Genomic DNA, 20,278 nt, shown 5'->3' with positions numbered 1-20,278 from the left:
CAGATTTAAAAACTCGTCAGCCTGGATATGTCTTATAATAAAATTATCGTGGGATTATTTATACTCACACATTGCTACCCAGTTATCATTAATTTTCATCAGCCAGCTATCTTTATTAATCGGCTTGAATAACAGGTTAATATACTGACCATCTTCACTTATCAGAAAGGTCTTCTCCGGCAGCTGATCGCCAACGGCAATTTTTAATTCTGCCACCCGGCCATTGATGACATTTCCCTTCTGTGTCACCGATTTTAACTGCAGGGTTCGGTTGAATACCCGGTTACCGGCCTCATCGGTTTTTACACCAAATAGCGTTAGCCTGTGGAGTTTAGGCCACCAGGTGATCACACCATTAAACTGGTAATGCTGCAGGCTTTCATCAATAAATTTACCATTACGTATGACGCTGCTGCAGGGCTCGGCGGGCACTTTTCTGCTCTCCAGGTAGTTGCTGGTCAGGTAAGCCAGCGCGCCACCCAGCGAAACGCTGATGCAAACCATCAATATGACGAATAGTATTCGTAACCGCATTTTCCCTCCTGAGATAGTTCGCCTTCACATTGCGCAACGAACACTTTTGGACCGTTCGACGCGATGTACACGTTATTGATGCCCGCCGGCAGGGCATGCCGCTTTCTCGCCAGCGCCTGCCGATCGACACTGCGCAGCGAAGAGAGATGAAACATGACGCCATCTACGTAGATATTTTCCTGAAACGCCTGCGGCGTGTCCGCCGTGCAGACCACCACCAGCGTTGGAAGGATAATCAACAAGCTGCACAGCGCCGCCAGCAGAGCCCCGTATTGACGTGGGGGAGTTTTCATTGGCTCCGCCGTGATAGCAGGCAACGACGGGCAATCGACGGGAGTGGGACAAGACGCGTTATCAGGCTCTTCTGGCGGCGGGCAAGCGACCTCACTGTCCTGCGTTTCGCAGGGTGCCAGTACTACACCATAACGGGGAATGGTTTTAATGATCGAGCCCGGCAGGCCGGCATTTTGCAGCTTGCGGCGGAGCATTTTTATAAGCTGGTGATAGCTGGATTCACTAACAATCATGCCCTGGTTAAGCCAGATCTCTTCAAATATGGTCTCTTTTTTACATTTGCCGCTGAGGATCAACTCCAGCAAACGACGCTCGTTGGGCGTCAGATGTATATCACCATGATCCACGGTTGCCAGAGATGATTTTTCCGGTACGAACGTTACTGACGCTGAAAGAGAGATTTCTTCGTTATTCACGGGTAGGTCCTGGATAATAAAATTACAGCGTTTACATTGTTATGACGAAAAAGCGCAGGGATTAACAGTTACATGTCTGTTATCTAATTCAGGCACAAATTAACAACATATCCTTATAAATGATAGTACCTTCGCTCTTTGCGCTATTTCCCGTCCTGATTTTTCCACAACCAATTCATGATTTCAGAAAGTTTATTCTGAGTAACGCCTGAGTAATACCTGATATTCAACCTGAACAATAAGGAATTCCTTTCCGTACCTGAGAAATATCGTCCGCCATGCCGCTATTTCGCGATAAATAACAAACCATTCAGCTGCTCCGGAAAAAATCTCTATCATAGAATGTGAAAACGTCGTTACTTTACCTTTCGGTTTTCCATCAGGATCGGCTGATGCCCCCCAGCAACTATACAGCCCACCACTTTTTAGCTACTCTTTTTCACCTCACTCTGCTCTACACTGTAAGAGTGATGCTAAAGCGCCATTCGCTAAGATGTGCGGTGAACACCTGTCTTTTCCTTGCCGGACCGGATGTCATGCTAAAAACAGTTCTGATTGCCGACGACCACCCTGTCTATTTATTAGGCTTGCGCACATTGCTGCAGACGCGCCCGGACCTTTATCGGGTCGTTCACGAAGCGCTCAGTGCTGATGAACTCATGAATAAACTGGCGAGCGAGCCTGTCGATATCATCATCACCGACCTGAGTATGCCCGGCACGCGCAGCCCGGACGGATTAACCATGATCCGCTCGCTGATTCGCCATTATCCGCAGAGCATGATTGTGGTGGTCACCATGATCACTAATCCTGAGCTTCTGGACTCGCTGCGGCGCTGCGGGGTGCATGCCGTTCTCAACAAAGCCAGTTTGTCCAACAATCTGCTGCAGACGCTGCGCAGCACCCTGCGGGGGCAAATCGAACCGGTGAAGCCTCAGGCACAGTTGACCGAACGGGAAACAGAAGTGCTTCGCCTGCTGGTGCGCGGTTTCACCGTGAACGAGATCAGCGCCCAGCTTAACCGGACGAAGCAGACCATCAGTACGCAAAAAAAGAGTGCCATGAGCAAACTCAACGCCAGGAATGATTTCGAGCTGCTCCAGTGCGCGCAAAGTCTGGGGCTGGTTAGCTGAGCATGCGCAGAGGCTGGCTGGCGACATTATTTATCCTCATGCTGATAAGCGGGCACGCGGCGGCTGGCACGCTGCGCGTGGGCCTGCTGAGCGCCGCGCCGCCTTTTCTCGCTATCGATCGGCCGCCGGGCATTCTGGATGATGAACTCAGCATATTGTTTAGCAATACGACGCTGCCGGAGGTCCAGCGTTTTAGCGACCCGGCAACGGCGCTGGATGCGTTGAAGCGAAAGCGCATCGATGTGTTAATTGCCGCCCAGCGTCCTGCAGCCGATCTGGTCGCCAGCGAGCCAATGTTCGCTTTCCCGCTGGCGTCCCTGAGCATAAAAGAGGGCCGCGGCGGTACACTGTGCTTTCCGGAATTACCGTCAGAGGTCGCGACCCGCTGCTCTGCGACGGGTTCAGCCTCACCGGGAGAAAACGTCAGGCAGCTGGCAGCAGGGAAAGCGCGGGAATTCATCGCCCCGGAGTTTGTTTTACGTAACTGGCTGACCCACTCCCCCGCCACCACGCTGACCCTGACGCCGCTGGACGATACTCCCCCGCTACATTTTCGTGCCTGGGCTCTGCCTGAGCAGGCAAATACGCTGGAAATCTTCAACGAGCGTATTCACACCCTTAACCCGGAAGACGCTGAATGGCTGGAACAAAAGTGGCTTTTGCCGGACGGCAGCGTCTTTGACGCCCGCCATTCCCCCGTGAAGGAAAATGCGCCCAAAATCACGCTGCACGTTTTGCTTCCCGCTATTTCGCCGCCAATGGTCACGCTCACGCCTGACGGGCATATTCAGGGGGTATGGCGCGATCTGCTGCTCAATCTGTTTCCGTCCAACCTGTATAGCCTGACCTTCAACCTTGATGCGCCCCCGCTTCAGTATGCGGAGAACACGTTGCGCATAGTCGCCAGCGCGACGCCACCGTCAAAGAGTGCCATCACGTTTGACTCACTGAGCTGGGCCCTGCTCAGTGAGGACAGCAACCCGCTTTCCGGCTCCTTGTCCGCATTACAGCATAAGCGGATTGCCGTCATACGCATCTCTCCGCTCGTCACGTTACTGCGTCAGGCGTTACCTGCGGATAACCTGGTGCTGGTTAACTCGCTCGATCAGGGTTTTGAATTGCTCAAAGCCGGAGGCGCGGACGGGCTTGCGGGCGATGCGTTTATACTCCATCACCTGCTGCGCCAGCATAACGCCAGCAATCTGTCGCTGACGCCGCTGGCGCTGCCGGAAGTGCCGCTATGGTTTGTACCAAATATTTCTGACCCGGCGGATGCCAAAAGGGTGAATGCGGTCATGGCGTCCGTAACGCAGGCTGATATCTACGCGAGCCTTAACCTGTCGCAGGCCGTACAGACTACACCCACCGCCCCGGTGCAATCGCTATGGCTGGTCATGCTCGCCGTGGTGGCGATTTGCGCGGCATTCGTCGCCCTGATGACCTTTAGCGCCGCGCAGAGCCAGCGACGCCAGCGCGAGCGGGACACCGCAGAGCTGCACAACGCGCTCTCACTCTGGCAAACTCTGATGAACAATGTCCCGGTGCCGCTGTTTGTCTGCGATCCGACCGGGCGGCTGACGCGCTATAACGACTCCTTTATTCACTCACCGTTACTCACGGCACTGCCCGAAGAGGGCGCCCCCTTTTTCAGCCTGCCTTTGGGCGAGCTTGCCCAACAGTTTACGTTGCCGCATCGCCTCTCGCTGCTCCATGCCGCGTCGCCGTTAACGGGTGAAACCACTCAGAACAATTCCACCCTTTACTGGTGGCTTTGCCGCTATACCGATACGCGGGGGCGGCCTCAGGGCGTGGTCGGAGGCTGGATCGATATCACTGAAAAAGCCGCGCTGACCGCTGCGCTCAATCAGGCGCTGGCGCAGGCGGAGCAGGCCAGCACTGAAAAATCGAACTTCCTCGCCCGCATGAGCCATGACATTCGTACCCCGCTCAACGCCATGCTGGGCCTGCTTGAGATGGAGCGCGACAAAAGCGAGTCCCTCAACATCGCCTGGCAGGCAGCCGGGTCATTGCGCGACGTAATTGGCGGCGTACTGGATTTGTCGCGCATTGAAGCAGGCGAGTTAAGGCTGGAGCCACAGGCCTGGCCCCTGTGGCAGACGCTTAACGCCAGCGCGGAGATTTTTGCCAGCAGCGCCAACGCTAAAGGTCTCCACTGGCGCAGCGAGTTGAACGTGCCGCACGATGGCTGGTTCCTGTTCGATAAAGCACGGCTGAATCAGGTCATCGCCAATCTGTTGGGCAACGCCATTAAATATACGCCGCAGGGAGAAATTGTTTTTCACGCCGAGCTCAACGGTGAACATTTGCAGCTGTTGATTCGCGACACTGGCATCGGTATCCCGGCCGATGCCCTTCCACACCTCGGCCAGCCGTGGTTTCAGACTGACAGCAGCACGCCGCAAAGCAGCGGGCTGGGGCTGGCGATCTGTTACCAGTTAGTCGAGCTGATGGGAGGCGTGCTGACGATAGCCAGCGAAGCGGGGAGCGGTACGCAGGTGACGGTGAGCATACCGCTTCATGTCGCCAGCCCGGCGGCAACGGCCGATGAGACACCTGTAATAACCCCGCTGCCACCGCATCGCATTATGATCGTTGACGATTTTCCGGCAAACCTGACGGTGTTAGCGCTCCAGCTGCAGGAACTGGGTCAGGAGGTTATTCCTTGCGCCAGCGCTGGCGAAGCGCTTGCGCGCCTGGAAAACGAGCCGGTGGATATCCTGATAACCGACTGCCAGATGGCCCTCATGGACGGCTATCAACTCACATCGTTAATACTCCTGCGCGATATTGCCGGCAGCATCACCGCGCCGGCCGCTATTCTCGGTTACACCGCCAGCGCGCTGCAGAGTGAGGACGATCGGGCAAAACATGCCGGAATGGACGCGTTATTGCGAAAACCGCTCTCCCTCAATGCCCTGCATCAGGCGCTGGCGCAGCAATACAGCCTGCGCAATCAGGGGCCTGACCTCAGCGAACTCCGGCGTCTGGCCAACGGTCAACCGGAGATCATGACCCTGATGCGCCAGCAAATGCGCGAAGCCATTACCCTTGATATTCGACAGCTACGGGAAAACACCCCGTCACCGCAAACGCTAAGCCAGCTCGCGCATCGTCTGAAGGCCTCCTGGAGCCTTTTTGCCATGCGCAACGCCACCCGCACCTGTCAGACAATTGAAGTGTTGCCGGAGATGCTGGCGGCAGGGGTCATAACGACTGAAGCCCTGCCTGCGCTGACATCGCGTTTCTGCGCGCGCATGGAAGCCAATCTGCAGCAACTTGATACCGCACTGAAGGAATTATCTGACAAGTACTAAAGAATGCTCTGCACAGGATCTGTATCTTTCTGGTCATCCGGCGGCGTTATCCCTACCGTCGCCCACATTTTCGAAGGAGAAACCATGAAAGTCCGTATCGCTATTGCCGATGAGCACACCATTATCCGTCGTGGCGTCTTATCCATGATCACTAATATGCCCTCTCTTTTCAGCGACGGCTCACCCCGCCCGGAGTTTTGCATTCAGGGCGATACCGCAACGCCATCTGAGCTGCTTTCACTGCTATCCCAACAGCCTGTCGACATTCTGTTCCTTGGCTTTTCTCTTGCCACCAGCCAAACCGTTAACCCGCTCAACGGAATGGACGGCGTATTACTGATTAAATGGCTCAGCCGTAAATATCCGCAGCTTAAAATCATTGTGCTTTCGCCCTACAAAAACACGCAGCTTATCCGCATGTCGCTGGAGGCAGGCGCCAAAGCCTATATTAGTCGGGACACCTGTGAGAAAACCCTGAGCAGAACGCTGACGTCGGTGATCAATGGGGAAGTCTATATTGAGCGCGAGCTGATGCATTCCCTGTTCCAGACCGGTGCACAAACGGAGCAAGAGCTCTCGCCCCGTGAAATTGATGTGTTGCGTATGCTCTGCAAAGGGATGAGTCTGACAGAGATCGCCAGACAGCTGCATTTGAGTAATAAAACCGTCAGCGCCCATAAACTGCGCGCGATGGAAAAACTGGGGGTAAACAGCGACTGTCAGCTCTATTGCCTGCTGGCGAAAACGCAAATGTTCGATATTGCTATCTGACATAAAAAAACCGCCTGTAAACAGGCGGTAGAGGCAAACGTACGCCTCAACGGTCGCTCTCAGCAATGACGCTCAGGATCAGAAATGGTATGTCATCGCCAGCCACCACACGCGCCCCGGTTCAGGGATTTGCTGATTTGCGGCGTATCCGAACTGGCTGGCGCCCGCCAGGTTGAGGTGCTCGCTGTAGTATTTATTGAACAGATTCTCAATACCCACGCGGGACTCAAAATGGTCGTTAAATGTGTAGCCCGCGCTCCACGAAAGCACGCCAAACCCCGCGCTCGGGCCGAGATCCTGGCCGGTGACGTTACCTTTGTTTTGCGCCACGCGATGCTGCGGCGCAACCACACGCCACAGTAATCCGGTGCGCCACTGTTGCCCGGTATAGTCCAGCGCCAGCCGCCCTTCGAGCGGCGGCATCTGCGGCAGCGGCTGTTTATCGCTACGATTCTCGCCCCAGGCGTAGCTCAGGCTTCCCGTCAGTGCCCAGTTGGGCGTCAGGCTCCAGCTTGCGCCCGTCTCCGCGCCCATTACGGCGGCATTGATGTTGCTGGCCTGCGACGGCGTGCGGCTATAATCAAACAAAATGTAATCGGTAGTTCGCCCGACATAGGCCGATGCCCAGGCGCTAACCTTGTCGCCGTGTAACTGCACGCCGCTATCCCATTGCAGGGTCTTTTCTGTTTTCAGCTGACGAAAGCTTTGTTCTCCAGCCCTGCCGGAAAATAGCTCCCAGTAATCAGGAAAACGTTCGGTATAACCGATGCCGCTATAAAGCATGACGGGTGCGTCAGGTACGCGATACTCATAGCGCGTGAATGCGCCGGGCAGGTGGTCGTGCCGGGAGCTATTTTGCGCGCTGCGCCGATCGTCCGCGCGAATGCTATCCAGTCTCGCCCCCACGATGACCGTATCGTCCGCCGTGACGGACTGGCGCCATTCGCTAAACAAACCCGCCTGAGTAAAACGGGCATCGTCACGCCACGATCCCGCGCTTTTTTTACGGTGACTTTTACGCATTACGTCCGCGCCGGCGGTAAGCGTAGTGGTTTCATCTTCCCACACGCCGGCAAGGCGGCTGCCCATCACCACGCCGCCAACTTCAGACTTACGCTTCGGTCCAACGGGCTGACGCAGGCTGTAGTTATCCATGATGTGGTCAGTATCATTGGCATAGAGCTGCCAGCTAAGTTTGCTGACGTGCTCGCTCAGGTGATATTTCTCCAGTTTTAGCGCCGCGCTTTTACGGGCAAAGCGGCTACCATCCATCATCCGACCCGCATAGCGGGCTTTACCGTCGCTGGCTCCCACGCTTAGCTCCGCCAGCGTGTCCTCATCAGGCGTGAGCCCAACCGTGACGCCGCTGTTCCATCTGCGCCACAGGCCCGGCACGCGATTGCCATGACCATCCCGGTAGTCATCCGCCTCCGAATGATTACCGTCCAGGCGGACGTAGCCGCGCGGGTCGCCAAACGCGAGATTAAGGTTTTGATCCGCGCGTCCGTTAGCGCCCCGCAGCAGCTCAGCGCTGCCTTTTAGCTCAGGTACGCTGAAATAGTCCGGCTGGCGTTCAAAAAGCAATGTTCCGGCGGACCCCATTGGCCCCCAGAGCACGCTTTGTGGGCCTTTGATGACGGTTATCGTGTCGTAACTTTGCGGAGTGATATAGGCCGTTGGGGTATCCATGCGCGAGCCGCAGCCCCCCTGAGTGCTGACGCCGTCTGCAAGCAGCGTCAGCCGGGAACCGAACATTCCGCGCAACACCGGATCGCCGTTACTCCCGCCGCTGCGCAGTACGGAAAAACCCGGGATGTTTTTTAGCGCGCCCGCACCGTCGCTGGCAGGCAATTGTTGTGCTGGAGTATGAGCCGGAGCAATAAATGACGCGGGATCGCGATAATACCCCTCAACGGTCATCGACTCTTCAGCGTATGCCGGCAAAGCGGTGGCACAGCAGAGAACCAACAAGAGTGGACGGGAGGCGAGCAGGGAACGAATACCGCTCGCGGTGATACCAGACATAGCACAATTCCGTTTCGGTAAAGAAAATAAGCAAGGCGCTTATTGTCTTCATCCCCAGCAGCGGAATACACGACCTGCGGGCAAGAAGGCCCTCAGGGAAATCAGGAAATATCTGGCGGATAACGGAAATCTCAGGGACGCAGTTCAGCGCGCTTCGCCCAGGCGTGCCGTTTGCTGTCGTAAAAAATCCATCAACCGCAAACAGGCCGGCGAAAGCGGCTGCCCGACGTTTTTGACGATGCCCACATCCATATAGGTAATGCAGTCGTCAATGGTGCGCCGGATCACGCGCTGACCGCCGAGCGCCCACGGGCGATAGACCAGATCGGATAAAATCGTCACCCCCTTTCCCTGCGCGACCAGACTTCGAATCGCCTCAAAGGAGTTGGTGCGAAAATGAATGTCAGGATGACAGCCCCTGCTTTGCCAGTAGTCGGATATCACATCGGGATAGTCGTCCGTCACCAGCAACAGGAATGGTGCCTTTTCCACATCCTTTAACCGAAGCTCCGGCACGCTGAGAAGAGGATGGCCAATGGCGGTCCATAACCGGCGCGGCGAACGGATCCACGTTTCGACCTCAAGCGTACTATCGTGGCTGATATTGGAGGTCAGCAAAAGACAAAAATCGAGATCTCCCTGACGCAAGGCCTGAAGCAGCTGCGATGCGGGCGCCTCATGAAATGCCGTCTCCAGCAGCGGAAAACGCTGCGCGATATCGCCCCAGAGATTGGGCAGCAGATAAGCGGAAAGGGTTTCGGCAATGCCGATGCGCACGACGCCGTTAATCGCCTCAGGCTGCTGATGGAGATCCTCCACCGCCGCGCGGCTATCGTGGAGGATCTTGCGGGCATGATTGAGAAATCGCTCGCCGACGGGAGTTAACTGGATCCCTTTTGCATGACGGATAAAGAGAGGGGCATTCACCGCCTCCTCCAGGTTGCGCATAGAGACCGTCATGGAAGATTGCGATATATGACAACGGCTGGCCGCTTTGGAAATTTGTAATGTTTCCGCTAACGCAATGTAGAACTCAAGTTGCCTGAGAGTAAACTTCATAGTTTCAGCCAATACCGTGAGATGAAAATATTATATTAGCATTTAATTCTGCACCGGCAGTACTCTAAAGGCAGACAAAATGTTTATTATCAGGAGCCTCTATGCCCTATTTTTTACTCAGTCTCGCGGCCTGTTTTTGGGGGGGTAATTATGTCGTCGGTCATTTACTGGTGGCGCATGCAGACCCGATTATATTATCCGCCGCACGCTGGATAATTACGGCTCTTCTTTTATCGATGCTTTATATCAGACAGATTCGCGTCCAGTGGCCGATGATGAAAAAGGCGAAAGGTACGATCATATTTCTTGCGCTGTGCGGACAGGTTATGTTCCCACTCACGCTGTATATCGGCCTGCAATATACTTCATCTCTTAATGCAGCTATTTATTTATCTACGACGCCTGCCCTGGTTTTATTGATAAATAAGCTGGTCTTTAAAGAGAAAATATCAGTACAGAATATTGCTGGCGTTGTTCTCAGTTCATTGGGCGTCGTCTGGCTGGTCATGCAGGGCGATCTGCTGCATCTGGATACGCTTAAAAATCTGAATCGCGGCGATATCTGGACCATGGGCTCTGCCGCCAGCTGGGCCGTTTATTGTGCTTTCTTGCGGATGAAGCCGAAAAGCGTCGGTGGGAATGCCTTTGTGGCCGTGAGCGCGGTCCTCGGTGCCCTGGTGTTGTTACCGGTACTGGCGATATCGTTGATAAAGACCGGCTTACCTGACTGGACGGCCTATACCGCACCGGGCTTTTTAAGCGGGCTGATATACCTGGTGGTCTTTCCTTCCTGGCTCTCTTACCTGCTGTGGAATAAAGGCATTGCGGCTATCGGTGCAACCCGCGGGGAGATTTATTCCCACCTTATTCCGCTGAGCGGCGGTCTGTTCAGCGTGATGTTCCTGCACGTTACGTTGCATTCGTATCATCTGGTCAGCACGGTACTGATTCTGTTTGGCATTGCCCTCTGCTCTCGCGCCTCGCAAAGGAAAGTCGCGAAGATCGAACGCGCAGACGAAAAAGTACAGATATGAAAAAGGCCCACGTTATAAATAACGTGGGCCTGAATAGTGGCGGAACGGACGGGACTCGAACCCGCGACCCCCTGCGTGACAGGCAGGTATTCTAACCGACTGAACTACCGCTCCACTGTTCCCGCTTGGGGAACGAGGCGCATATTACGGTGTGCCTCCGATCTCGTCAACGCTTTTTCTCACGTTTTGAATCGTTTGCTGCAAAATTCACCCAACCGATGATTTTACAGGCATTGTGGCGTTTTTTCAGGCGCGCCACATACAGCTTCCGCCCTTCTTCTGAACCAGGTCGAGACGGGATTCATGGTTAAGTAGCTCTTCATCACTGGCTAAAACAACCCGCAAGCGGCTTGCCTGACGGACAACGCGCTGAATGCCCGCTTCGCCCTGCGTCTGCTGTGACTCATTTTCCATGCTGAACTTCATCGACGTCTGTCCGCCGGTCATTGCCAGATAGACGTCGGCCAGGATCTGGGCATCGAGCAATGCCCCGTGCAGCGTTCGCTTGGTGTTGTCTATTTCGTAACGTGAACAGAGCGCATCGAGGCTGTTACGCTTGCCGGGAAACATCTTCCTCGCCAGCGCCAGGCTATCGGTCACTTTGCAAAAGGTGTTTGTTTTCGGAATATCGCGATGGAGCTTACTAAACTCATAGTCCATAAAGCCGATATCGAACGAGGCGTTATGGATGATGAGTTCGGCGCCTTTGATGTACTCCAGAAACTCGTCTGCCACCTCTCCAAAGGTCGGTTTATCCAGCAAGAACTCATCGGCAATACCGTGAACGCCGAACGCCTCTGGATCCACCAGCCGATCGGGTTTGAGATACACATGGAAGTTGTTCCCCGTGAGACGACGGTTCACCACTTCAACGGCACCGATCTCAATGATCTTATGCCCTTCGTAGTGCGCGCCGATCTGGTTCATACCGGTGGTTTCGGTATCGAGGACAATCTGGCGAGTAATTGCAGTGCTCATAGCGGTCATTTATGTCAGACTTATCGTTTAACTGAACGTTTCAAATACAGGAAGTCTACCAGAGATGCGTAAACAGGTAGAAATTTTCACCGATGGATCTTGTCTCGGCAACCCAGGGCCCGGCGGCTACGGCGCGATTATGCGCTATCGCCAGCATGAAAAAACTTTTAGCGAAGGCTATTTCCTGACCACCAACAACCGTATGGAGTTGATGGCGGCCATTGTGGCGCTGGAAGCCTTAAAAGAACACTGCGACGTGGTGCTCAGTACCGACAGCCAGTACGTGCGCCAGGGTATCACCCAGTGGATCCACAACTGGAAAAAACGCGGCTGGAAAACTGCGGATAAAAAGCCGGTTAAAAATGTCGATCTCTGGAAGCGGCTGGATGCGGCATTAGGTCAGCACCAAATAAAATGGGAATGGGTAAAAGGGCATGCTGGTCACCCTGAGAACGAACGCTGCGACGAACTGGCGCGCGCGGCGGCTTTAAACCCGGCCCATGAGGATACAGGCTACCAGCCTGAATCCTGATCAGGGCTTTCTGTACTGCCGCGTTGCGCCAACGGTCTGCCGGATAGGCGTTTTCGATTTGCTCTGCTTCATCGGGTTAAGCGTAAGGGGGATGGTTCGCTTACGCGCGACGATAAACTGCATGCAGCCTAAGGCGGGCAAATGCGTGCTTAACAACACTCCCCCCTTCCGCGCCCACGGCAGTACCTGAAAACCGCCGTAGCAGAGCACTTCAAAGTTCAGCAGTGAAAGCCAGTCGAGCTGGCGCATCATGGTGAACATTCGGCTGTTATAGGGTGGCGTTCGGCGCAGCACGGGTACCAGCTTGCGCAGCCCCATCAGGCTCAGCGGATTGAATCCGCTGAGGATCAGCCAGCCGTCATCAATCAGAACGCGATCGGCTTCACGCAGCATACGGTGAGGATCGCTGCACCAGGGCAACGCGTGTGCAAGAAGGCATGCATCAACGGATTTCTCTGCAAATGGCAGATGCAACGGGTCTGCCTTCACCTGAACCGGCGATCCGCCGAGAGAGACGTTAACCTGATGTGAGATAGCGCAGCTTTCGGTATTGATTTCCGCGCTGAGATTGCCAATCTTAAGCAGGTGAAAGCCATACATTTTCGCGAGCCAGGGCTTCAGCTGCTGCTCCAGTGCTTCGCGATAGTATTCACCCCAGGGCAATTCCGCCCAACGTTCCGGTGCTGCGACAGTCTGAGGTATCCTTGCCGGTTTCATCAAAACACCCGCCACGCTATAAGAGGTAATGTATGAATCTTATCAGTATTCCCGCTTTTGAGGACAATTACATCTGGGTTTTGGTCGATGACGATCGTCGATGCGTCATTGTCGATCCCGGCGAATCCGCCCCTGTACTGCGCGCCATAAATGATAACGGCTGGCAGCCTGACGCCATTCTGTTGACGCATCATCATAACGATCATACTGGCGGCGTGCAGGAACTGCGCGCCCAATTTCCGCATCTTGTGGTGTACGGACCGGCTGAGACACAAAATAAGGGAACGACGCAAGTAGTCGAAGAAGGCGAAAATATCCTCATCCACGAGTGGGAGTTTTCCGTATTTGCTACACCGGGTCACACTTTGGGACATCTGTGTTTCTACAGCAAACCTTATCTTTTTTGTGGCGACACTTTGTTCTCTGGCGGCTGCGGAAGACTGTTTGAAGGCACGCCGGAACAGATGTATCAGTCTTTACAAAAGATAAGTGCGTTACCGGATGACACCCTTATTTGTTGCGCCCATGAGTATACATTAGGAAATATGAAGTTTGCTGCAAGCCTCTTACCTGAGGATCGGGCGATTCAGGATTATTATCACAAAGTGAAGGAGTTACGTGCAAAAAACCAAAATACACTGCCCGTAATTCTGAAAAATGAGCGCCAGATTAATTTATTTTTACGAACAGATGATATTGATTTAATTAATAAAATTAACCAAGAAACAAATTTGCAACAACCTGAACAGCGATTTGCATGGTTAAGGTCAAAGAAAGATAACTTCAGATAAATGCGGGTTGCCTTTTCAAAATTTCGCCGTTATCATCGCTCGTCTTTTAAGCAACTATTGACACACACATGAAGGCAAAAGCGATATTACTCGCCTCTGTCCTGCTTGTAGGTTGCCAGTCGCAGAACGGCAGCAACGTACAACAGCACGCACAGAGCCTTTCTGCAGCTGGTCAAGGGGAAGCAGGGAAGTTTACAAGTTCGGCGCGCTGGATGGACGATGGGACATCTTTCGCGCAGGAGCAAGACTTGTGGACCTCTATTGGCGACGAGCTAAAGATGGGAATTCCGGAAAACAGCCGGATTCGCGAACAGAAACAGAAGTATTTAAGAAATAAGAGCTATCTCCACGATGTAACGTTACGGGCAGAGCCGTATATGTACTGGATAGCCGGGCAAGTTAAAAAACGTAACATGCCTATGGAGCTGGTACTCCTACCCATAGTGGAGAGCGCTTTTGACCCACACGCGACGTCTGGCGCCAATGCCGCAGGCATTTGGCAGATCATTCCGAGCACCGGGCGAAACTATGGTCTGAAACAGACCCGCAACTATGATGCGCGTCGCGATGTTGTCGCTTCAACGACAGCCGCTCTCGACATGATGCAACGTCTGAACAAGATGTTTGACGGCGACTGGCTGTTAACGGTCGCAGCGTATAATAGTGGCGAAGGTCGTGTACTGAAGGCAATGAAAGCGAATAAAGCACGGGGTAAATCCACCGATTTTTGGTCGCTCTCACTGCCACAGGAAACGAAGATTTACGTACCGAAGATGCTGGCCTTGAGCGATATTCTCAAGAACAGCAAGCGTTACGGCGTACAACTGCCAACACCAGACGAAAGTCGTGCACTGGCGCGCGTTCGCCTCAGCAATCCGGTTGATATTCAACAAGTTGCTGATATGACGGGTATGTCGGTAAGTAAATTGAAAACCTTTAATGCAGGCGTTAAAGGCTCGACGCTGGGGGCAAGCGGCCCGCAGTATGTGATGGTTCCGCAGAAACATGCGGCGCAGTTACGTGAGTCTTTAGCATCGGGTGAAATTGCCGCCGTTCAGTCAACGCTGATCGCCGATGCTTCATCCGTTAGCAGCCGCAGCTATAAGGTGCGTTCAGGGGATACCCTTTCAGGCATTGCCTCACGTCTTGGCGTGACGGCGAAAGATCTGCAGCAGTGGAATAATCTGCGCAGCTCTGGGCTGAAGGTGGGTCAGACACTGACGGTGGGTGCAGGTAACAGCGCACAGCGTCTCGCCAGCAACAGCGATAGCATCACCTATCGCGTGCGCAAAGGCGATTCACTGTCCAGTATCGCAAAACGACACGGCGTGAACATCAAAGATGTGATGCGCTGGAATAATGATACTGACAATCTGAAACCGGGCGACCAGCTGACGCTGTTTGTAAAGAACAGCGCCACGCCAGACTCCTGATAACACGATCGAAAGATAAAAAGGCACCGATTCCCCTCGGTGCCTTTTTTGTTTATCCCGCTTTTTGCGCTTCCGCCATGATGGTATCGCTGGTAAATGAGCCATCCGCCTGCAGTTCAAAGTACGCCTTCACCTCTGCGGACGCACTCTCCTGGTAAAGCCTAATTGCCTGGCTTAACGCCTCCGGGGTACGCATACGGGCTATCCAGGAGCTGAACTCCAGCGGTAAACGGTCTGTTATTAACGAACGCGCTATCAGCCCGGCTTCAGTGATAAACGATAACCACTCTCCGCTGGCGTAGTTTTGCACGTGCGAGGTGTCGCGCAGCGCTTCGACCGTTTGCAGCCAGATATTACGCACCGGATGTCCGGGAGACATCACGTCCATAATGATGAAGGTGCCCCCCGGCTTCAGAACACGTCTGACTTCGCGCAATGCCTGGCCGACGTCATGCCAGTGGTGTGCGGAATACCGGCTGATCGCGACATCAAACGACGCGTCATCAAACGGTAAAGACTCCGCATAGCCCTGCCGCGTATCAATATTGTTCAGCCCTTTCGCTTTCGCCGCCTCAGCAACGACGTCCAGCATCTGGCTCGATAAATCATATGCGATAACGTGGGCTACCTGCTGCGCAGCCGTAAAGCTGGCGTGCCCTGCCCCACATCCCAGGTCCAGCACGTGCGCCTGCGGGAATGCCGCCAGACGTTCACCGAGACGCACCAGATCGCGACCTGAAGCATGCACGGCGCTGCTCAGATAAGCACTTGCCTGAGAACCAAACTGTTTTTCTACGTTGTCATGATGGGAGTGTGTTGTTGTCATCGTACTGTCCTTTGTTGGTTAAAAATAAAAGGGCAGCACCCGCGCGGCCTGCCCCACGGCAGACCTGACACACCATTATTTATCAGGTTTGCCGGGACTGAATTCAACGAGTAGAGGGTTGTGATCCGAAGCGCGCGTCACCAGTACAGAGGCGTCGTGCACGCTCAAACCGCGATAGAAGACAAAGTCGAGAGGACGACCAAAAGCTTTTTTACGCTGGTCATCACTGAAGCGAACTTCACGCAGCGACATTTCGCGCGCAAAGCGATACAGCGCATTCATGCGCGGACGGCTCCAGGCATTAAAATCGCCTGCCATGATGATGGGCCCGCTGTGATGCGCAATCTGATCGCCAATAGGAAGTAACTGCTTACTATACACATCCACGCCGAGGCTAAAGTTTACCGCGTGGATATTGACGACCATCAGCATACGGGTATCCGGCAGAGGATAGACCGTCACCAGCGCTGATTTCGCCAGACGCAGGATAGGTTCGCGCTCGCGGAGCGGGCAACAGTAGACCGGATGGGCAGCAGAAAGCGTCATTACGCCAGAGGGATGCTGCGGCAGAACAAATGCCGGCACCTGGTCGGCAGCAAGGTAATTCGTGGTGGCAAACCGTACCAGTTCAGGGGTAGTTTGCGCCTCCTGGAGCAGAACCAGGTGGGCATCTTTTCCAAAATTTTTGAGTACCGATAACCACTCCGCGCGCTGCTGCTTGAAGATATTCCAGACCAGAACCCGGATTTTATCATCGCTGCTTAACGGTGTGCCGGCGGGTAATGCCTGGCTTATGCTCGCAAACGACCCCGGAGGTAAGATCCTCTCCGCGGGCATTCCGGCAACATAACGCATGGCATAGGTATTTTTTCGCACTTTTGGAAACAGCCCCTGTAACATGAACCAGCCCTGAAAACGGACTGGTTCTAATGTTATAGGGACTTTAGGTCACACTTTCAACGCAATTTCTGAGAAACCGCTTTCCAGTTTTGTAAGCAAGCACTTACTGATGTTATCCCAGCGCTACGCGGGCTGGCTTATCGAGGCGTCCACTCAGGCCAATCAGCAGGAAGGCGACCAGGACAATCACCGCGCCAATCCATGGGGTCTGGGTTAATCCGAAGTGTTCGACGGTTTGTCCGCCAATAATGGAGCCCAGCGCGATACCAATATTAAAAGCGGCAATATTCAGACCGGATGCCACATCCACCGCATTCGGCGTATAGAGCTCGGCTTTCTGGACAACGTAAACCTGAAGCCCTGGCACATTACCGAAGGCGAAGATCCCCATCACCAGTACCGTGACCAGCGCGGCGTATTGCATTGAAGCCGTGAACTGGAAAATTATCAGCAGAACCACCAGGGCGGCGAAGATAAATTTCAGCGCCGGTACCGCACCATGCTTATCCGCAAGCTTACCGCCCCAGATATTGCCAATGGCCACAGAAATACCGTATCCCAGCAAAATCCAGCTCACGGCATTCGGGGAGAAGCCCGCCAGGTCCTGCATCATCGGTGCCAGGAAGGTGAAGGCAGTGAATACGCCGCCATAGCCCAGAGCCGTAACCGCATAGATGATAAGCAAACGCGGATGAGTAAGCACTTTCAGCTGATCGCGCAGGCTGGCGCTCGCCCGGCCCGGGATATTCGATGGTACCAGCAGCAGGCTAGTCACCAGAGCGATAACGCCCAGTAAGGAGACGGCCAGGAACGTTTCACGCCAGCCGAAATGCTGTCCGATAAACGTTCCCAACGGTACGCCTGTGACCAGTGCGACGGTCAACCCACCGAACATGATCGCGATCGCTGAAGCCGCTTTCTCTTTGGGGACCAGGCTGGTTGCAATGGTGGAACCAATCGAGAAGAACACGCCGTGTGCCAGACCGGTCAGCAGGCGGGCAATCACCAGCGTTGTGTAGTCCGGTGCCTGCCAGGCCAGAACGTTCCCGGCGGTAAACAGCACCATCAGCGCGACTAACAGCTGCTTACGCGGAAAACGTCCGGTCAGGGCCGTCAGCACCGGCGCGCCGACGGCAACGCCCAGGGCGTAGATAGACACCAGTAACCCGGCTGAGGGCAGCGAGATGGCAAGCTGGTTAGCGATGGTGGGAACCAGTCCCACGATAACAAATTCGGTCGTGCCAATTGCAAAGGCACTGATCGTCAGGGCAAGTAGCGCCAGTGGCATAAAATACTCCGTATCATCAGGATTAAGATGACAGGCAGTATGCGCCAGTGCTTAAATAACAAAAATGGTCAAAATATCAATAGAATTTTGCAGGTGGTGCAACAATGAAAGCAACGTCTGAAGAGCTGACAATCTTTGTCGCCGTCGTCGAAAGCGGCAGCTTTAGCCGCGCAGCCGAGCAGCTGGGACAGGCTAACTCGGCCATTAGCCGTTCGGTGAAAAAGCTGGAGATGAAGCTTGGGGTGAGTCTGCTCAACCGAACGACGCGGCAGCTCAGCCTGACGGAAGAAGGGGAACGTTATTTCCGTCGCGTGCAGTCGGTGCTGCAGGAGATGGCCGCAGCGGAGACGGAGATTATGGAAACCCGCAGCACGCCGCGCGGGTTGCTGCGCATTGATGCTGCCACGCCGGTTGTGCTTCATTTTCTGATGCCGTTAATCAAACCTTTCCGTGAACGCTATCCGGAGATGACGCTCTCTCTGGTCTCGTCCGAGACGTTTATTAACCTCATCGAGCGGAAAGTGGATGTGGCTATTCGGGCGGGAACCCTGACGGATTCCAGCCTGCGGGCCCGCCCGCTGTTTGCCAGCTATCGTAAAATTATCGCGTCGCCACAGTATATTGCTGAACATGGTAAACCGGAGACGGTTGAAGAACTGAAGCAGCATCTGTGCCTGGGCTTTACGGAGCCGGTGTCGCTGAACACCTGGCCTGTTGCCTGTCATGATGGCCAGCTTCATGAAATTACCTGCGGATTATCGTCTAACAGCGGAGAAACGCTGAAGCAGCTTTGCCTGGAAGGGAATGGGATCGCCTGCTTGTCAGACTATATGATTGATAAAGAGATAGCGCGGGGTGAACTGGTAGAGCTAATGGCCGATAAACGTTTGCCGGTAGAGATGCCTTTCAGCGCGGTGTATTACAGCGACAGAGCGGTAAGCACCCGCATACGCGCCTTTATCGACTTCCTGAGCGAGCATATAAAAACAGCTCCCGGAGGAGCTGTGTGAGGGTTCAGGTTACAGAGGGAGGGTCTTATTAATCCCAGTCAGGGGCTAAACCTTCCGGGCTCACCAGGCGGTCGTTGCACTCCAGTGCTGCGATCGCTTTTTTATCATCGTCATCCAGATGAAGATCCAGCGCTAGCAGGTTACTGGCCAGGTTTTCGCGCTTGGTTGATGATGGGATCACGGCATAGCCTTCACCCATTGCCCATGCCAGAATAACCTGCGCAGCAGTCGCGTTATGTTTCTCTGCGATACGGATAATTACCTCGTCTTTCAGAGCCTTACCGTAGGCCAGCGTCATGTAAGAGGTAATATGGATCCCGTGCTGTTTTGCCCAGTCCACGACTTTGCGGTTTTGCAGGTATGGAGACAGCTCGATCTGGTTTGTCGCAATATTTTCTGCGCCAACTGCGGCAATGGCTTTTTCCATCAGCGGGATCGTGAAGTTGGAGATCCCAATTTCACGGGTTAAGCCCTGCTTTTTCGCTTCCAACAGCGCCTGCATGAACTCTTCCACAGAAACGGCATCGTTCGGTGACGGCCAGTGGATCAGCGTCAGATCGACATAGTCGGTACGCAGTTTCTTCAGGCTCTCTTTCAGGCTTGGAATGAGCTTGTCTTTGCTGAGGTTTTCGATCCAGATTTTGGTGGTGATGAACAGTTCATTACGCGGTACACCGCTCTCTTCAAGAGCCTGTCCAACGGCAGCTTCGTTTTCATAGATCTGTGCCGTATCAATTGCGCGATAGCCAAGTTCAAGAGCGGTTTTAACTGATGCGATAACAACGTCGTCTTTCAGGCGGAAAGTGCCCAGACCAAATGCAGGGAGAGTCATAATATTCCTCAATCGTTATGTTCGTTAACTGAGGACGATTATCGCTTGCGCTGTTATAGAGAAAAAGATCGTAAAACGCAGAGGATTTTTGCTAATTTCGCAATAATTAATCAACAGATATGAAAAAAGCCCTGAGCGTTAACTCAGGGCTTTTAATAAGTGGCGGAACGGACGGGACTCGAACCCGCGACCCCCTGCGTGACAGGCAGGTATTCTAACCGACTGAACTACCGCTCCACCGAAGACTGCTTGTAACCACCGGATTTATGCACCGGCTTACTACTTAATTTGATGCCTGGCAGTTCCCTACTCTCACATGGGGAGACCCCACACTACCATCGGCGCTACGGCGTTTCACTTCTGAGTTCGG

18 protein-coding genes and 2 tRNA genes are annotated in these 20,278 nt (G+C 54.0%); 8 read left to right on the top strand and 12 right to left on the bottom strand.

The window, feature by feature from the left end:
* Positions 1-54 precede the first annotated feature (54 nt).
* Together IM271_RS17285 and IM271_RS17280 are read right to left on the bottom strand one after the other, a co-directional pair.
* Entirely contained in the window at positions 55-534 is a 480-nt protein-coding gene (locus IM271_RS17285; RefSeq protein ID WP_126296587.1) for a hypothetical protein, read from the bottom strand.
* A complete protein-coding gene (locus tag IM271_RS17280; protein ID WP_028015618.1) occupies positions 504-1,244 on the bottom strand; it encodes a helix-turn-helix domain-containing protein in 741 nt (246 codons plus the stop codon). The genes IM271_RS17285 and IM271_RS17280 overlap by 31 nt, the downstream gene beginning before the upstream one ends.
* A gap of 536 nt (positions 1,245-1,780) precedes the next feature.
* Between IM271_RS17280 and IM271_RS17275 the strand changes: the two genes are divergently transcribed.
* From IM271_RS17275 to IM271_RS17265, 3 genes are all read left to right on the top strand, one after another.
* On the top strand, positions 1,781-2,377 hold the full coding sequence (locus IM271_RS17275; protein WP_192986370.1) for a response regulator transcription factor: 597 nt from the start codon (positions 1,781-1,783) through the stop codon (positions 2,375-2,377).
* 2 nt (positions 2,378-2,379) lie between these two features.
* A complete protein-coding gene (locus tag IM271_RS17270) occupies positions 2,380-5,712 on the top strand; it encodes an ATP-binding protein (protein ID WP_193052930.1) in 3,333 nt (1,110 codons plus the stop codon).
* Between the two features lie 84 nt (positions 5,713-5,796).
* Positions 5,797-6,483: a response regulator transcription factor gene (locus IM271_RS17265; protein WP_041911170.1), complete on the top strand. Its 687-nt coding sequence runs from the start codon at positions 5,797-5,799 to the stop codon at positions 6,481-6,483.
* A 78-nt stretch (positions 6,484-6,561) separates the two neighbouring features.
* Here the strand turns inward: IM271_RS17265 and IM271_RS17260 are convergent, their stop codons facing one another.
* Together IM271_RS17260 and IM271_RS17255 are read right to left on the bottom strand one after the other, a co-directional pair.
* Positions 6,562-8,508, bottom strand: a complete 1,947-nt coding sequence (locus tag IM271_RS17260) for a TonB-dependent copper receptor (protein WP_193052929.1) — start codon at positions 8,506-8,508, stop codon at positions 6,562-6,564.
* A gap of 144 nt (positions 8,509-8,652) precedes the next feature.
* Positions 8,653-9,567, bottom strand: coding sequence for a LysR family transcriptional regulator (locus IM271_RS17255; RefSeq protein ID WP_041911171.1), 915 nt, complete (start codon positions 9,565-9,567; stop codon positions 8,653-8,655).
* A 101-nt stretch (positions 9,568-9,668) separates the two neighbouring features.
* On the opposite strand from IM271_RS17255, the gene IM271_RS17250 reads away from it, so the two are divergent.
* Positions 9,669-10,601, top strand: a complete 933-nt coding sequence (locus IM271_RS17250) for a DMT family transporter (protein ID WP_193052928.1) — start codon at positions 9,669-9,671, stop codon at positions 10,599-10,601.
* A gap of 37 nt (positions 10,602-10,638) precedes the next feature.
* Here IM271_RS17250 and IM271_RS17245 read toward each other — a convergent pair.
* Both IM271_RS17245 and dnaQ read right to left on the bottom strand, forming a co-directional pair.
* Positions 10,639-10,715: transfer RNA gene (locus IM271_RS17245), tRNA-Asp, on the bottom strand.
* Positions 10,716-10,847: 132 nt separating this feature from the next.
* Positions 10,848-11,579 carry a DNA polymerase III subunit epsilon gene (dnaQ, locus tag IM271_RS17240; RefSeq protein WP_028015611.1) on the bottom strand — a complete coding sequence of 244 codons (732 nt, stop codon included), beginning with the start codon at positions 11,577-11,579 and terminating at the stop codon, positions 10,848-10,850.
* Positions 11,580-11,643: 64 nt separating this feature from the next.
* Here dnaQ and rnhA point away from each other — a divergent pair, with 64 nt between their 5' ends.
* Positions 11,644-12,111, top strand: coding sequence for a ribonuclease HI (rnhA, locus tag IM271_RS17235; protein WP_193052927.1), 468 nt, complete (start codon positions 11,644-11,646; stop codon positions 12,109-12,111).
* Here the strand turns inward: rnhA and IM271_RS17230 are convergent, their stop codons facing one another.
* A complete protein-coding gene (locus tag IM271_RS17230; RefSeq protein WP_028015609.1) occupies positions 12,112-12,828 on the bottom strand; it encodes a class I SAM-dependent methyltransferase in 717 nt (238 codons plus the stop codon).
* Between the two features lie 32 nt (positions 12,829-12,860).
* On the opposite strand from IM271_RS17230, the gene gloB reads away from it, so the two are divergent.
* Positions 12,861-13,619, top strand: coding sequence for a hydroxyacylglutathione hydrolase (gloB, locus tag IM271_RS17225; RefSeq protein ID WP_059357725.1), 759 nt, complete (start codon positions 12,861-12,863; stop codon positions 13,617-13,619).
* A 68-nt stretch (positions 13,620-13,687) separates the two neighbouring features.
* Positions 13,688-15,052 carry a murein transglycosylase D gene (gene mltD / locus IM271_RS17220; protein ID WP_041911175.1) on the top strand — a complete coding sequence of 455 codons (1,365 nt, stop codon included), beginning with the start codon at positions 13,688-13,690 and terminating at the stop codon, positions 15,050-15,052.
* Positions 15,053-15,104: 52 nt separating this feature from the next.
* On the opposite strand, the gene IM271_RS17215 is transcribed toward mltD, so the two are convergent.
* The 3 genes from IM271_RS17215 to IM271_RS17205 form a co-directional block, all read right to left on the bottom strand.
* Positions 15,105-15,878 (bottom strand): class I SAM-dependent methyltransferase, encoded by a 774-nt coding sequence (locus IM271_RS17215; protein ID WP_192986375.1) that lies wholly within the window; start codon positions 15,876-15,878, stop codon positions 15,105-15,107.
* A gap of 75 nt (positions 15,879-15,953) precedes the next feature.
* Positions 15,954-16,754, bottom strand: a complete 801-nt coding sequence (locus IM271_RS17210) for an endonuclease/exonuclease/phosphatase family protein (RefSeq protein WP_028015605.1) — start codon at positions 16,752-16,754, stop codon at positions 15,954-15,956.
* Between the two features lie 136 nt (positions 16,755-16,890).
* Complete coding sequence (locus IM271_RS17205) at positions 16,891-18,066, bottom strand: MFS transporter (RefSeq protein ID WP_126327425.1); 1,176 nt, start codon at positions 18,064-18,066, stop codon at positions 16,891-16,893.
* 104 nt (positions 18,067-18,170) lie between these two features.
* On the opposite strand from IM271_RS17205, the gene yafC reads away from it, so the two are divergent.
* Positions 18,171-19,076 carry a DNA-binding transcriptional regulator YafC gene (gene yafC, locus IM271_RS17200; RefSeq protein ID WP_028015603.1) on the top strand — a complete coding sequence of 302 codons (906 nt, stop codon included), beginning with the start codon at positions 18,171-18,173 and terminating at the stop codon, positions 19,074-19,076.
* A gap of 28 nt (positions 19,077-19,104) precedes the next feature.
* Here yafC and dkgB read toward each other — a convergent pair whose 3' ends face one another.
* Together dkgB and IM271_RS17190 are read right to left on the bottom strand one after the other, a co-directional pair.
* Positions 19,105-19,908 (bottom strand): 2,5-didehydrogluconate reductase DkgB, encoded by an 804-nt coding sequence (dkgB, locus tag IM271_RS17195; protein WP_028015602.1) that lies wholly within the window; start codon positions 19,906-19,908, stop codon positions 19,105-19,107.
* Positions 19,909-20,068: 160 nt separating this feature from the next.
* A tRNA-Asp gene (locus tag IM271_RS17190) sits at positions 20,069-20,145 on the bottom strand.
* Positions 20,146-20,278 lie beyond the last annotated feature (133 nt).

It is taken from the genome of Enterobacter cloacae complex sp. I3 (assembly GCF_014896175.1).
Lineage (GTDB): Bacteria > Pseudomonadota > Gammaproteobacteria > Enterobacterales > Enterobacteriaceae > Enterobacter > Enterobacter bugandensis.
Note: the sequence above shows the minus strand (reverse complement) of the source record. Positions and strands in the feature narration are given on the sequence as shown.

Excerpts from the sequence above, each read along its gene's own strand:
- IM271_RS17250 (WP_193052928.1), top strand. The coding sequence starts at position 9,669 with ATGCCCTATTTTTTACTCAGTCTCGCGGCCTGTTTTTGGGGGGGTAAT.
- mltD (WP_041911175.1), top strand. The coding sequence starts at position 13,688 with ATGAAGGCAAAAGCGATATTACTCGCCTCTGTCCTGCTTGTAGGTTGC.
- IM271_RS17215 (WP_192986375.1), bottom strand. The coding sequence starts at position 15,878 with ATGACAACAACACACTCCCATCATGACAACGTAGAAAAACAGTTTGGT.
- rnhA (WP_193052927.1), top strand. The coding sequence starts at position 11,644 with ATGCGTAAACAGGTAGAAATTTTCACCGATGGATCTTGTCTCGGCAAC.
- IM271_RS17275 (WP_192986370.1), top strand. The coding sequence starts at position 1,781 with ATGCTAAAAACAGTTCTGATTGCCGACGACCACCCTGTCTATTTATTA.
- IM271_RS17205 (WP_126327425.1), bottom strand. The coding sequence starts at position 18,066 with ATGCCACTGGCGCTACTTGCCCTGACGATCAGTGCCTTTGCAATTGGC.
- gloB (WP_059357725.1), top strand. The coding sequence starts at position 12,861 with ATGAATCTTATCAGTATTCCCGCTTTTGAGGACAATTACATCTGGGTT.
- dnaQ (WP_028015611.1), bottom strand. The coding sequence starts at position 11,579 with ATGAGCACTGCAATTACTCGCCAGATTGTCCTCGATACCGAAACCACC.
- IM271_RS17265 (WP_041911170.1), top strand. The coding sequence starts at position 5,797 with ATGAAAGTCCGTATCGCTATTGCCGATGAGCACACCATTATCCGTCGT.
- dkgB (WP_028015602.1), bottom strand. The coding sequence starts at position 19,908 with ATGACTCTCCCTGCATTTGGTCTGGGCACTTTCCGCCTGAAAGACGAC.
- IM271_RS17285 (WP_126296587.1), bottom strand. The coding sequence starts at position 534 with ATGCGGTTACGAATACTATTCGTCATATTGATGGTTTGCATCAGCGTT.
- IM271_RS17230 (WP_028015609.1), bottom strand. The coding sequence starts at position 12,828 with ATGAAACCGGCAAGGATACCTCAGACTGTCGCAGCACCGGAACGTTGG.
- IM271_RS17260 (WP_193052929.1), bottom strand. The coding sequence starts at position 8,508 with ATGTCTGGTATCACCGCGAGCGGTATTCGTTCCCTGCTCGCCTCCCGT.
- yafC (WP_028015603.1), top strand. The coding sequence starts at position 18,171 with ATGAAAGCAACGTCTGAAGAGCTGACAATCTTTGTCGCCGTCGTCGAA.
- IM271_RS17255 (WP_041911171.1), bottom strand. The coding sequence starts at position 9,567 with ATGAAGTTTACTCTCAGGCAACTTGAGTTCTACATTGCGTTAGCGGAA.
- IM271_RS17270 (WP_193052930.1), top strand. The coding sequence starts at position 2,380 with ATGCGCAGAGGCTGGCTGGCGACATTATTTATCCTCATGCTGATAAGC.